The 14,436-nt window shown below is 43.6% G+C and carries 8 protein-coding genes; all 8 read left to right on the top strand.

The window, feature by feature from the left end:
• Window positions 1–148: 148 nt before the first annotated feature.
• Window positions 149–1,570: a M14 family zinc carboxypeptidase gene (locus tag RB622_RS22760; protein WP_308048996.1), complete on the top strand. Its 1,422-nt coding sequence runs from the start codon at window positions 149–151 to the stop codon at window positions 1,568–1,570.
• A 127-nt stretch (window positions 1,571–1,697) separates the two neighbouring features.
• Window positions 1,698–3,179, top strand: coding sequence for a M14 family zinc carboxypeptidase (locus RB622_RS22755; RefSeq protein WP_308048994.1), 1,482 nt, complete (start codon window positions 1,698–1,700; stop codon window positions 3,177–3,179).
• Window positions 3,180–3,379: 200 nt separating this feature from the next.
• A complete protein-coding gene (locus RB622_RS22750; protein ID WP_308048993.1) occupies window positions 3,380–6,196 on the top strand; it encodes a carboxypeptidase-like regulatory domain-containing protein in 2,817 nt (938 codons plus the stop codon).
• Between the two features lie 47 nt (window positions 6,197–6,243).
• A complete protein-coding gene (locus RB622_RS22745; protein ID WP_308048991.1) occupies window positions 6,244–7,587 on the top strand; it encodes a T9SS C-terminal target domain-containing protein in 1,344 nt (447 codons plus the stop codon).
• 215 nt (window positions 7,588–7,802) lie between these two features.
• The gene (locus tag RB622_RS22740; protein ID WP_308048990.1) at window positions 7,803–8,423 is read left to right on the top strand and encodes a HupE/UreJ family protein; all 621 of its coding nucleotides are present in this window, start codon (window positions 7,803–7,805) and stop codon (window positions 8,421–8,423) included.
• A 34-nt stretch (window positions 8,424–8,457) separates the two neighbouring features.
• Window positions 8,458–10,836, top strand: coding sequence for a M1 family metallopeptidase (locus RB622_RS22735; RefSeq protein ID WP_308048989.1), 2,379 nt, complete (start codon window positions 8,458–8,460; stop codon window positions 10,834–10,836).
• A gap of 213 nt (window positions 10,837–11,049) precedes the next feature.
• Window positions 11,050–12,003 (top strand): D-2-hydroxyacid dehydrogenase, encoded by a 954-nt coding sequence (locus RB622_RS22730; protein WP_308048988.1) that lies wholly within the window; start codon window positions 11,050–11,052, stop codon window positions 12,001–12,003.
• A 219-nt stretch (window positions 12,004–12,222) separates the two neighbouring features.
• On the top strand, window positions 12,223–14,202 hold the full coding sequence (locus RB622_RS22725) for a CotH kinase family protein (RefSeq protein ID WP_308048987.1): 1,980 nt from the start codon (window positions 12,223–12,225) through the stop codon (window positions 14,200–14,202).
• Window positions 14,203–14,436: the final 234 nt, after the last annotated feature.

Below are 14,436 nucleotides of genomic sequence, written 5' to 3'. Positions count from 1 at the left end.
GGAACAATTTCTGCAAAAAATCTGCATTAAACATGAAGAAATTGTACGACCGGTTTTACGGAATGTGTTTACTTTTGTTTCAGGAATACAAAATAATTTATCAACTGCCTGATATATTTAATTTTACAAGTTTGCCCAATCCCGATTCATGAATTTGAAAACCACTTTCGAAAATAATCTGTATACTGCTTATCCGCTTTTCAGGGAAACTTCCTTAACCAAGAGGCGCTTTAAACAAGACGCTGTAAATGATTTGATTGACAAACGACGGAAAAACCCTGCTTATGAAATCAAACAGGTCGGCGAATCCTTTGAGGAGCGGCCGATACAGTATATTAAAACCGGTAACGGGCCACGTAAAATTTTACTATGGACGCAGATGCACGGTGATGAGGCCACTGCCACGATGGCCTGCTTTGATATTCTGAATTTTCTGGAAGGTAAAAATGATTCTTTTGATGAAGCAAGAAAACTCATTTTATCCGAGACCACGCTTTATTTTGTCCCGATGCTCAACCCCGACGGAGCCCATCGTTTCCAGAGAAGAAATGCTCAGAATATCGATATCAACCGGGACGCTTTGCATTTACAAGCTCCTGAATCACGGATTTTAAAAACCTTGCAGCAAACACTGCAGCCGGAATTTGGTTTTAACTTACATGATAAAAATCCACGTTATTCCGTTGGCAATACTTCAAAACTGGCAACAATTTCCTTTCTGGCGACGGCTTATGACCAGGAACGGAATGTAAATACCGTACGTGAAAAGGCGATTCAGGTAATTGCCGGGATGAACCGGATGCTGCAAAATTATATCCCAAATCAGGTGGGCCGCTGGAACGAAGATTATGAACCAAGGGCTTTTGGGGATAATATTCAAAAATGGGGAACGACATTAATACTGATCGAATCCGGCGGATATGTCGGCGATCCTGAAAAACAATACATCCGGAAGCTGAATTTCATGTCCATTTTATCAGGATTGTACGCCATTGCCGAAAATTCATTTATTAACGAAGGCCGGGAAACGTATTATGCGCTGCCCGAAAACAGCCGTTACATCTATGATTTGCTGATCAAAAACGTCACGGTTACGCAGGATGGCCAAACATTCCAGACCGATCTGGGTATCGACCGTATCGAGGTCAATGATGAAGACGCTACGAATTTTTTCTATCACAGTAAGATCGAGGAGTATGGAGATCTTTCTATCTTTTTTGGAAGCGAAGAATTTGATGCCACCGGTTATACTTTGGAAAAAGGCAAAACTCTTCCTGTATCTTATCAGGAAATCAATGAACTGGATAAGCTCGATCCGTGGGCGTTGCTTAAAGAAGGTTATACTTTTATAAAAATGGAGCCCGACGCTTCAACATCAGGGATTTCAGCAACGGAACTTCCTTTGCAAATACTAAGGAACAAACCGGAGCCGGTTTCCCCACCTACTTTTGAAGACACAGCTACTTTTATTCTGACTAAAAACGGAGAAGTAAAATTTGCCGTGGTGAATGGGTTTGTGTATGATTTATCAGCAGAAAAGCCTGTTTTTTATAATGGGATTGTCGAATAAGTAGTAGTCAAAAATTAGTTTACATTATTGATTTTTATAATAAGCTATTAATCATCCGGTCATTGAGCTAATTGCATATAGCTAATTGCCAACAGCTACTTAAAATACTTTTAAAATTAACGGCACCATGAAATACCTGTCAACCCTGCTGATCAGTCTTGTCCTCATCGCACAGACTTTCTCCCAATCCACGGATCTGGCGGAAAGACTCATGCAGTCGCACGACAAATACAAGGAAACCGCTCTGACCAACCGACGTTTTAAGCATCAGGATATTCAGCCGCTGATTAACAAAAGAAACAACAATAAAACCTATGAAATCTCGAAAGTCGGGGAATCCTTTGAAGGGCGCAGCATTACGATGATCAAAGTGGGAAAGGGTCCGCATAAGATCATGGCCTGGTCGCAGATGCACGGCGATGAACCAACCGCAACGATGGCAACTTTTGATATTTTCAACTTTCTGGAAGGCAAAAACGATGGCTTTGATAAGCTGCGCAAAACCATTCTGGACAGTACCACGATCTATTTCGTGCCGATGCTCAATCCCGATGGCGCCGAAAGATACCAGCGAAGAAATGCGCAGGGATTTGACTTAAACCGGGATGCCGTGTTTCTTCAGGCACCCGAAGCAAAAATCCTGAAAGCGCTGCAAAACACGATCAAGCCTGAATTTGGGTTCAATCTGCATGACCAAAGTCCAAGATATTCCGCTGGTCGGTCAGAGAAAAAAGCGACGGTTTCTTTTTTAGCTACGGCTTACGATTATCCAAGATCCATCAATGCCGTCAGAGAAAAATCGATGCAGCTGATTGTGAAGATGAACCGTAACCTGCAAAAATTTATCCCGGGACAGGTTGGCAGGTACGCCGATGACCATGAACCCCGTGCATTTGGGGATAATTTTCAAAAATGGGGAACAACTTTAATATTGATCGAGTCTGGCGGATATGCCGGTGATCCTGAAAAACAATACATCCGAAAACTAAACTTCATGTCCTTGTTAACGGCATTCGAAGCCATTTCCGAAAGGAGTTATGCCCGGGAAAATAAAGACCATTATGAAACTATTCCTGAAAATGGACGGTCACTTTACGACCTGATCGTACGTGGCGCCACCATGAATAAAGATGGAAAAACCTATCTTTCCGACCTTGGTATCAACCGCAATGAGGTTAATTATGCACAGGCTACCAAGTTCTTTTACGCAGCGAGAGTGGAAGAATACGGCGACTTATCGACTGTTTTCGGAACAGAGGAAATCAATGCTTCGGGACTTGTGCTGGAAAACGGAAAAGTTTATCCGACCACCCTGTCCAATGTGCAGGAACTACAAAAACTCGATGCAAAAAACCTGATGAAGCAGGGTTATACCTATGTAAAGTTTGCCGCTCCGGAAAATGATCTAAAATTGCTGTCCGCCGTTTATGACCAGCCGTTTCATATTTTAAGGAATGGAAAAACACCACCAGCCGGCACGCCTGAACTGGGGAGTCCGGGTACATTTCTATTGAAGAAAAACAATATTGTGAAGTACGCCGTGATCAACGGCTATGTTTATGATCTTGAAAATTTCAAAACAAGTAAAGGAAACGGTATCGCCGAATGAGCCTGACGGGCGACAAAAGCAATCCGTTCAGGCAAACGGATTATATTTTGTCGAATAAATACCACACACATTGTAATTTATTGATTTACAGCGACAATCACTAATCTTAAATAACCAAGCCATAATATTGAGATAACACTGAGGTAATATTGGGAGTCTACTTTTGCTGTCGAAAACAATTATTTCTGACACGTTAAAATATGAACTCGAAATTTTTAGCACTTCTCTTTGTCTTTTTTTCTGCTGCACTCGCTCACGCTCAAACAGGATCAATTAAAGGGACAATCTTAGACGCCAAGTCTAAAGAAACCATCATCGGTGCCAGCGTTATTCTTAAAGGCACAACACCTCCAATAGGTACCGCAACAGATCCGGAAGGTAAATTTGACATTCACAATATCCCAACCGGGAAACATACAATCATTGTAAGCTACATTTCTTACAAAAACAAAGAAATTGAGGTTACTGTTTATCCAAATCAGGCAGTTCTTATCAACGCAACGCTTGAAGAAGATGTTGCAAACCTCCAAGAGGTTAAAATTGTAGGCCAGCGTCAGACGTTCACCGACGTTTCTGTTATCACTGAAATAAAAAAAGCAGAGCAAATTGCCGTTGGTATTTCTGCGCAGCAAATTCAAAAATCACAGGACAGAGATGCGTCGCAGGTCGTTCGTCGTGTTCCGGGAGTATCCATTCAGGATGACCGTTTCGTCATTATTCGCGGATTAAATGAGCGTTACAACACAGTAATGCTTAATGACGCTATAACGCCTTCATCAGAAGTTGACGTTAAATCATTCTCCTTCGATCTAATTCCCAGTTCGGCGATTGACCGTATTATGATTTACAAGTCAGGAGCACCTGATTTGCCGGGAGAATTCGCGGGTGGTGTGATCAAGATTTATACGAAGACTATTCCGGATGAGAATGGCTTTACGGTAAACGCGTCTACTTCATTCCGTGGTGGAACGACTTTCCGCGATGCCAAAGATTACAAAGGAGGTTCGCTTGACTGGATCGGATTTGGTTCAAAAGATCGCGTGCTGCCGTCAAACTTTCCAAAAACAAAAACGATCATCAACGAAAATACGCCGTCTGACAGAACATTAAATGCCTTCCGTAACCTAACGGATTTTTATAACCTGCAAACGAAAAATATTCGTCCCGATCTTCGCCTGGCGGTTGGTTACAACAGAAGCATGAATGTCGGCGACAAAAAACTGACAACCTTCAACAACGTCAATTACACGCATACAACACAGTTCATGCCAACCGAGCAGTTCCGCTACCTGGCCTATGACGCGACAAAAAAAGCATCTGAAATTCAGTTGAATTATAGAGACCAGTTTTTGGGACAGAACACCCGTTTGGGTGCAATGTCGAACTGGGCATTTATTATCAACCCGAATCACAAAATCGAATTCCGCAATTTATTCAACCAGCTTAGCAACAAGGAAACAACCTACCGTCAGGGATATAGCAATGACAACGGTCGTGAAGTGCAGAATTATGCATTCAGATACGAATCAAAAAGTATTTATTCAGGCCAGTTGAGCGGCACGCACGATGTATCCGATGCAACCACGGTCAAATGGACGGGTGCTTTTGGATGGACTCACCGTGACGAACCTGATTTCCGCCGCTTTGTTTCCAGTCGTAACATTGGCTCAAACGACCCGTTCGTTATCGAAACTTTACAGGGAAGTGGTGCCAGTTTAACACGTAATGCACGTTTCTTTTCGAAACTGAATGAATATGCTAGCTCATTCCGCGCTGATATCGAACACCGTATCAACAGAAGAGGTTATGAAGGAGATGAAAAAATGCAGATCAAACTGCGTGCAGGCGGTATGGCAGAATACAAAGACCGTATTTTCAATGCACGCTGGTTCAACCTTAACAACCCGGGAGGCGTTTCGTCTGAAATTTTAAATAGCACGCCTGATCAGTTTTTTAACAAATCAAACATCGCTGCTGATAAACTATATTATGTAGAGCATACCAATACGGATGATAAGTATAAAGCTCAAAACTTACTTGCAGCTGGTTATGTAGGCGCATACCTGCCATTTACAACCCGATTTAATGCTTCCGTTGGTTTCCGCGGTGAATTTAACCGTCAGGAATTACAAAGCCAGGAAAGAGGTGCGGGAGCAAAAGTGAAAGTGAACAACCCAATTTTCCGCGCACTTCCATCCATAAATCTTGCCTATAACTTCACAGAAAAATCCCTGCTTCGTCTGGCATACAGCATCACAGTAAACAGACCTGAATTCCGTGAATTGGCTCCATTTAACTATTATGATTTCAATTTCGATGTATCGCGTGTTGGAAATCCTAATCTGAAAACTCCATCCATCCAGAACATTGACTTGCGTTATGAGTTCTATCCAAAAGACGGTGAGGTAATCTCCATCGCAGGTTTTTACAAACATTTCAAAAACCCGATCGAGTCTCGTGTAAGATATTCAGGTTCAAATGTTACTTTCTCGGTTGACAACGCTAAAAGTGCCTATGCCTACGGTGCAGAACTTGAAGTCCGCAAATCACTTAAAGAAGTTACCAACTCAGCCTTTGTAAACAACCTGATGCTTGTGCTGAATGCGTCGGTCATCAAGAGTGATGTTTTAACAGGATTTGCCGGTCAGGAAGCAAACAGACAATTACAAGGACAATCTCCCTACCTGATTAACACGGGCATTTATTACTCTGAGCCTGCTCTTGGCTTACAGGTGAATGCACTTTACAATGTGATTGGAAAGAGAATATTCCTTGTAGGAGATGAGGCAGTTCAGCCGACCGTTTACGAAATGCCACGTAACGTAATAGACCTTAACATCATCAAAGCGATCGGTCAGCATATAGAACTGAAACTTGGGATTCAGGACCTTCTTAACCAACAATTCCGCTTAATCCAGGATAGTAATCTTGACGGAAAAATCACCAAAGTTGATGAGAGCTACCAAAAATATCGTCGCGGTACGTACTCAACAATTGGACTTACCTATAAATTTTAATATCACCATTTTCTAACAAAGCAATCAATTAGTAAACAACGAATTGTATGAAAAAAGTAAGCAAATTATTCAGCCTGTTGATGATCGGGTTAGTTATGGCAGGTTTTGTAGCTTGTAACAATGACGATGATGACGATGATCCGATACCACCGGTGGTAATTGTTCCAGGTACATTAAATACTGTTTCCGGAAGCATTACGACCAATACAACCTGGAAAGCAACAGATCAATACCTACTAACCGGCTTTGTTTATGTTGAAGCAGGTGCAACACTTACGATTGAGCCAGGTACAATCATTAAAGGAGACAAAGCTTCAAAAGGTGCTCTTTTCATTAAACCAGGTGCTAAAATCATTGCCGTTGGTACAGCTGAAAAACCTATCGTTTTTACTTCCAACCAACCAATTGGCCAACGTAAAGCAGGTGACTGGGGAGGATTGGTTCTTTTAGGAAAAGCACCGGTTAACAAAACTCCGGCTGTGGTAGAAGGTGAAGAAAAATCAACTTTTGGAGGCACAGATGTTGCTGACAACTCTGGTGAATTGAAATATGTTCGTGTTGAGTTCGCTGGTATCGCTTACGAAACAAACAAAGAAATCAACAGCTTCACTTTCGGAGGTGTTGGATCGGGAACTAAAATAGATTACGTACAGGCTTCTTACGGTGGAGATGATTCATTCGAATGGTTTGGTGGCACTGTAAATGCAAAACACCTGATCGCTTACCGTGGATTGGATGACGATTTCGATACTGACAATGGTTTCAGCGGATTGATCCAGTACGGTTTCATCCTTCGTGACCCTGCCATTGCAGATCAGGCTGGTGATTCAAACGGATTTGAATCAGATAACGACGCCAATGGAACCACAGCTACGCCACAAACTGCTGCTAAATTTGCAAACGTTACTGTTGCGATGGGTGACGGAACACCAGATGCCAAATTTGCTTCTGCGATGCGTATTCGTCGCAACTCAGCTATTTCGATTTACAATAGCGTATTCACAGGGGCATGGCCACGTTCAGGTTTGCGTGTTGAAAACGATTTGACTATTGCCAATTTCACATCTGGTTTGATAAAAATGGATGGTACGATTTTGACTACGACTGCAAAAGTTCAGGTTGAAGGAATCACTGACGTTCTTTTCAAAGCTGCTGGTGCAAAAAATGCAATCCTTGCCACTGCTGATCTTAAAATGGATGCAACATTCAATAAGCTTGGTGCAAAACCAAATGCTCTTCCAGGTGCAGGTTCTCCTTTGTTGACAGCGGGCGCTACGCTTCCTGCCGGCTTCGAAGCAACTACTTACGCTGGTGCATTTGGAACAACAGACTGGACTGCTACCTGGGCTAACTGGGATCCACAAAATACCAACTACGACTTAAAGAAATAACAATCTTATATAATTGGTGTCAGAATTTGAAAAGGCCGGGAGCGCATGCTTCCGGTCTTTTTTGTTGTTTGGCGACAGTTTTCTTAAAATACGCCTCATTTCTACCCAAACATTGTTTTCCTTCTCCGAATGAAATATATTCGGAACTTTGTTTTGACAAGTTTACCTGTCGTCACATCCTGCTCGACTAACCCACTTTAACAAATTACCTTTTCATGTCCGAATTTCAAGCTTATCTTCAACTGGGTTTCGATCACATTACGGATTCCAACGGCTATGACCACATTCTTTTCATTATTGCGCTGTGTACCATTTACACGCTGATTGACTGGAAAAAAGTAATTATTCTCGTCACCGCTTTCACGATCGGGCACTCGATCACACTTGCCCTTGCTACCCTGGGGCTTGTTTCCGTGAATCCTGCGGTAATCGAGCTGCTGATCCCGATCACCATCCTGATCACTGCAGTCCTCAATTTTTTCCATACAACGCCTAAAAGCTCCTACATCAAGGAAAAATCTTACAGTCCGCGCTATCCGCTTGCACTTACTTTCGGGCTCATTCACGGGTTAGGTTTTTCCAATTACTTACGCGCCTTACTGGGTAAAGAGGCAGACATCGTCGAACCTTTGTTGGGCTTCAATGTCGGACTGGAGCTGGGGCAGCTTATTATCGTTTTCGTCGTGCTGAGCATTGCGTTCGCCGCCATTGAGTTATTCCGCTTGTCAAAATTGAGATGGAATGATATTTTATCAGGAATAATTGTTGGTATGGCAATATCGCTTATCATTAACAATCAGCTTTTTAGAGAAATACTCGGATTATCTGTAAATTAAACCTGCGTTTATTGAACAACACCACCGATTACCTATGAGAAACCTCTTATTACCTTTTTTGCTGCTCTTAGCAATGGCTATTAAAGCCCAGCAGCTCCCCACTTCACCAAACTACAAAGCCAACGACCGCTTCGAGCAGTTGGGGACTGTACTTCCTACCCCGAACACCTACAGGACTGCATCCGGAGCTCCCGGCAAGGAGTACTGGCAGATGCGTGCGGACTATGACATTAAGGTCGAGCTGGACGACGAAAAACGTCGGATCATCGGTTCTGAAACCATTACTTTTTTTAACAATTCTCCGGACGAACTGAAATACATCTGGCTGCAATTGGAGCAAAACCTTTTCAAAAAAGATGGTATTGGTGCAGCAAGCCGTACCGGAAGCATTAATGAAAAAGGCATGACCCCCACTCAGCTTCAGGGATTGAACAATGGCCGTGGCTCTACCCTCGACCCAAAAGTTGAGTATGGCTATGAAATTGCCAAAGTAAAGGACAAAGCGGGCAATCCGCTGCATTATACCATCAACAACACGATGATGCGTATTGATTTGCCAACGCCTTTGAAACCCGGTACGAGTATTGTTTTCGGTGTAGACTGGGCGTATAACATCACAGAATATTACGGACGCAGCGGTTATGAGTTTTTCCCGAAAGATGGTAACGCAAACTACTTTATCGCGCACTGGTTTCCCCGTCTTGCACCTTATGATGACGTAAACGGATGGAACCACAAGCAGTTCCTCGGACAAGGCGAATTCGCACTGATCTTTGGGAACTACAATGTAGCCATCACCACCCCGGCCGACCATATCGTTGCCGCTTCCGGTGAATGCCAGAACTATGCGCAGGTATTAACTGCCACGCAAAAACAACGTTTAAAACAAGCGGAAACGTCAAAAACCCCGGTAATCATTGTTACCCAGGCCGAAGCCGAGAAAGCGGAAAAACGTGAAAACAAATCAGTTGGTAAAAAGACGTGGATCTACAAAGCGGATAACGTGCGTGATTTTGCGTTTTCAAGCAGCCGGAAATTTATCTGGGATGCCATGCAAAGTGATGTCTACAAAAACGGCCGCAAGATCTGGTGTATGTCGTTTTACCCCAAAGAAGGCAATCCGCTTTGGGAACAATATTCAACCCGCGCGGTTGCCCATACTTTGAAATCTTACGGTGACCGTACTTTCGAATACCCTTATCCCGTGGCTATTTCCTGCCACGGAACCTCGGGTGGCGGTATGGAATATCCGATGATCAGCTTCAATGGCGGTCGTCCGGAAGAAGATGGAACTTACAGCGAGCAAACGAAATATGGCATGATCGGCGTAATCATCCACGAAGTTGGTCACAACTTTTTCCCGATGATCGTGAATTCTGACGAACGTCAATGGGCTTGGATGGACGAAGGTTTAAATACTTTCTGCCAGTATCTTGCCGAAAAGGAATGGGATTACAACTATCCGACACGCCGCGGCGAGCCTATGTTCATCACGGATTATATGTCTTCGGACAAATCGGTATTATCCCCGATCATGTCATCGGCTGAAAACGTGATCGGACTCGGCCCTAACGCCTATGCAAAACCGGCGACCGCGTTAAATATTTTACGTGAAACCGTTATGGGCCGTGAGCTGTTTGACCATGCTTTTAAAGAATACGCAACGAGATGGAGATTCAAAAGTCCAACCCCTTCCGACTTTTTCCGTACCATGGAAGACGCTTCCGGCGTTGATCTTGACTGGTTCTGGAAAGGCTGGTTCTATGGTGTAGAACCTGTTGATCAGGATCTGGTAACGGTCAACTGGTTTAGCATTGCTACCCAAAACCCAGAAATCGAAAAAGAACTGGCCCGTAAAGAGGCCGCTGCCAAAGCAAAAACGATCAGCAAGATCCGGGATGCTGCCGACAAGTCTAAAACAGTAGTTGCGGAAGATCCTACCATGGCGGATTTTTATAACACGTACGACCCCTACAAAGTAACGGACGCCGACAAGCAGAAATATGAACAATATCTTGCCAGTTTATCGCCCGGAGAGAAAGAACTGGTTCAGAGCCATACCAATTTCTATACGCTATCCATCAAGAATAAAGGAGGTTTGCCGATGCCTGTCATTATCAAAATGAGTTTCGAGGACGGAACCGATTCGCTGGTAACCTATCCGGCCGAAATCTGGCGTTTCAACGACCAACAGATTTCAAAGGTAGTATCAACATCGAAGAAAGTGGTTCAGTGGACGCTGGATCCTTACTACCAGATTGCCGATATCGATACGGAAAACAACGCATATCCGCGGGTAGCCAAACCAACACGTTTCCAGATCTTTAAACAGTCGCAAACACGCCCTCAGCAAAACCCTATGCAACGGCAGGGGGCCGGTGCAGGAAAAGTTGGCGGAGAACCTAAAAATTAGGGTACAACACCTGAGTCTTATAAAAAATCCCTCCTGGCACTGATCATGCCGGGAGGGATTTTTATGTAATTTCAAAAGTTAAACCAGGTATTTTCAAAATTTCAATACCATAAACCAACTGTCTATAAGATAGTTACAGATATTTATCGCTTAACACCCACCCTTTATTCAAGAAAGTCCGTATTTAAAATAAGCATTATAACCATTTAGTTTATGAACATTGTCATCCTCGACGGATATACCTTAAACCCCGGCGATCAGGATTGGTCTCCCATCCACGCGCTAGGAAATGTGACCATTTACGACCGTTCCGCGCCCGAGCAGATCGTGGAAAGAGCCCGTGAGGCTGATGTTGTACTGGTCAATAAAGTCGTGCTTAGTGAAGCCATATTAAGCCATTTACCCAAACTCAAATACATCGGGGTCTGCGCAACGGGCTACAACAATATTGACACGGCAACAACAGAAAAACAAGGCATCCTTGTCACCAATGTAAAGGCATATGGCCCTGCTTCCGTGGCTCAGCATACTTTTGCGCTGCTTCTGGCTTTGGTTAATCACATTGAGCTACACAGCCAGAGTGTGTCGAACGGAGACTGGTCGGCATCGGCAGATTTTTGTTATTGGAAAACACCGCTTGTGGAACTGGCAGGAAAAACCATCGGACTGGTGGGTCTGGGTGATATTGGCTCCCAGGTAGCACAAATTGCTTTGGCTTTTGGCATGAAAGTAATCGCATACCGTAAAAATCCTGGACAGACACAAAACCAGGATATCACGATGGTTTCTCTGGAAGAATTGTTCCGCCAAAGTGACGTGATCAGCCTGCATTGCCCTTTAACACCCGAAACCAAAGCGCTGATCAACAGCGAAAGGCTATCATGGATGAAACCGACGTCTTACTTGCTCAATACCGGCCGCGGCCCTTTAATCAACGAAACAGATCTGGCGCAGGCTTTAAAAAATAAAATGATAGCCGGTGCCGGTCTCGATGTACTTTCCGCCGAGCCACCCGCTGCGGACAACCCATTGTTGTCAGCGCCAAATTGTGTGATAACGCCGCATATCGCCTGGGCCTCTTTTGAAGCCCGTAAAAGGTTATTGCAAATGGTGGCCGATAATCTGAGTGCCTTTATCGGAGGGACTCCTGTTAATATTGTCAAATAATGAGTCGTCGTTAAAGGCTTATAAAAATGAGAGATTTCCCCTGGCGAAAATCTCTCATTTTTATTTATAAGCTATTGACTACCAGAAACCGATAGATAAATCACCTTTAAATAATTACTATAAAAAACAAGTGTAAAAGGAATAAATTCATCCCATAAAAAGTGTAAATTTAGTATGAATTTAACCCAGTGAATTTATGCAATTTAACGCTACATGTTTATGGAAACTCTTTTACATGCTCATCAGAGGACCAAAATGTTTGGTCTTCACAAAACCGCCGGATTAATCATATTGCTGTTCTTATCCTGTCCCTGTTTCGCCCAAACCTCGATCACATCCAATATCCCCATATTTGTTATTGATCCCGGAGGGCCCGAGATACCTAATGATCCCAAAATACCGGCAACATTTAAAATTTCGGCAGAAGTGGCCGGATCATACAGTTATACCATCGGAGGAACCAACACCTATCAGTATGAAGGCACCATAGGCATTGAAATCAGGGGCAATACTTCTGTCCAGTGGCCTAAAAAATCCTATGGATTCGAGACATCAGCGGACGTATCTCTGCTGGGTTTTCCAGCCGAATCCGATTGGGTACTCAATGCCTGTTATGGTGATAAATCCTTTATCCGGGAAGTACTTGCCCAGGAAATGTTCAGGCAAACAGGCCGCTATGCTTCGCGCACCAAATATGTCGAAGTATTCCTGAACACAGAGGGCTCCATGCGATACATGGGGGTTTACATTTTTATGGAAAAAGTCAAACGGGGAGCCGACCGAATCGTCATGAAAAAGCTTGGCGAAACCGACACGGATGCTTTAAAAATATCAGGCGGTTATCTCTTGCAAGTGGGAGAAAATGAAGACATGAAATGGAATTCCAACATTTCACCCAATAACAACCCTTCCAATCCCAAACCGATATTCCATGTAGAATACCCCAAGCTCGAAAAGTATACCAACATCACCAACCGGGACGCCCAATTCAATTACATCAGGACTTTTGTAAACAATTTCGAAGCGGCATTGAACGGCGCAACACCCAATGACCCCTTGACTGGTTACAGAAAATACCTCAATGTGGATTCCATGGTTGATTATCTGCTGCTTCAGGAATTCACCAAGAACTCGGATAACTGGCGTGCCAGTACTTTTTTCTATAAACAAAGAGATGACGAAGGCGGACTTTTGAATCTCGGCGGTCCCTGGGATTTTGACAAATCCATGGGAAATCACCAATGGTGCTACGAACCCTCCGTTTTACCGGACGGAACCTGGGCCTGGAAATTCAACACCTATTGTCCCGACAGGCCTCCATTAACCGTTTCCTGGCCCGAAAAAGTCTTAAATGATTGCTATTTCGTACAAAGAGTAATCGCCCGTTACAAGCAACTGCGCCTTAGCCAGTGGAGCGACGCCAATGTGCTGGCTTTCATTGAAACGCAAAGAGCCACCTTAAAAGGCAGTGTCCCAGCCAATAGCGCGATCAACAGAAACTTTACGAAATGGAACATACTGACCACAGGCATCATGTTTAACGAACACTATACCTTAGCCGGCAACACCCATGACAAAGAGGTCGATTATTTAAAAACGTGGATTCAACAGCACCTTGCCTGGATGGACTCGGACATTGCCACCATCAGCAGCCTCACCTGCGCGCCGCTGCCGGTAACTTACAACTCATTTGAGGTAAATAAAAAAGAAAACAAAGTGCTCGTTTCCTGGTCGACCAGCGCGGAACAAAACAACGGCTATTTTGAAATACAGCGGAGCAATGATGCGATGGTATTTTCCAAAATCGGTATGATCGAAGGCAGAGGAGAATCGGCTAGTCTGGTCAAATATGAGTTCACTGATGACCGCCCATTGTCCGGCATAAATTATTACAGGATTAACCAGGTTGACCGCGATGGCACATCGGAGCTCACAAGAATTAAAGGAATAACGTTCAAAATGAATCCATTGACACCGGTATTGTATCCAAACCCTGCGGACCATGAGATACATCTCATGGACTTAACACCCGGTTCAAAAATTAAAATTTCAGATGTTAATGGGAACGTAATTCAGAAAATTACGGTAAATGACCAATACTACAATCTGCCGCTTCATCAGTATCACGACCACATGTACTATCTCACCATAGACAACGGTCAAAAATTAAAATCATTTACCTTTTTGATCAACCGATAGTGCAATTCTCATCTCAATCCTGTTTAACGACACCTTCGGGTTATGTTAAACAGGATTTTTAATTTCCCCATAACCCCACCAGACAATACAAGACTGATGATCGGATAAACGTTTTCTGGCAAAAATCATCATGCAGATAAAACATATGCACTTTTTTGAGTAGGAATTGTCACCAGCACATCTTTATTCCTCGCGCAATGTCATTTGCACTGTGCTTTGTTTTCCGGAAATTAT

It is taken from the genome of Dyadobacter sp. LHD-138 (genome assembly GCF_030929615.1).
Taxonomy (GTDB): Bacteria; Bacteroidota; Bacteroidia; order Cytophagales; family Spirosomataceae; genus Dyadobacter.
The sequence above is the reverse complement of the archived record's forward strand: the minus strand, read 5'-3'. Positions and strand labels throughout refer to the sequence as shown.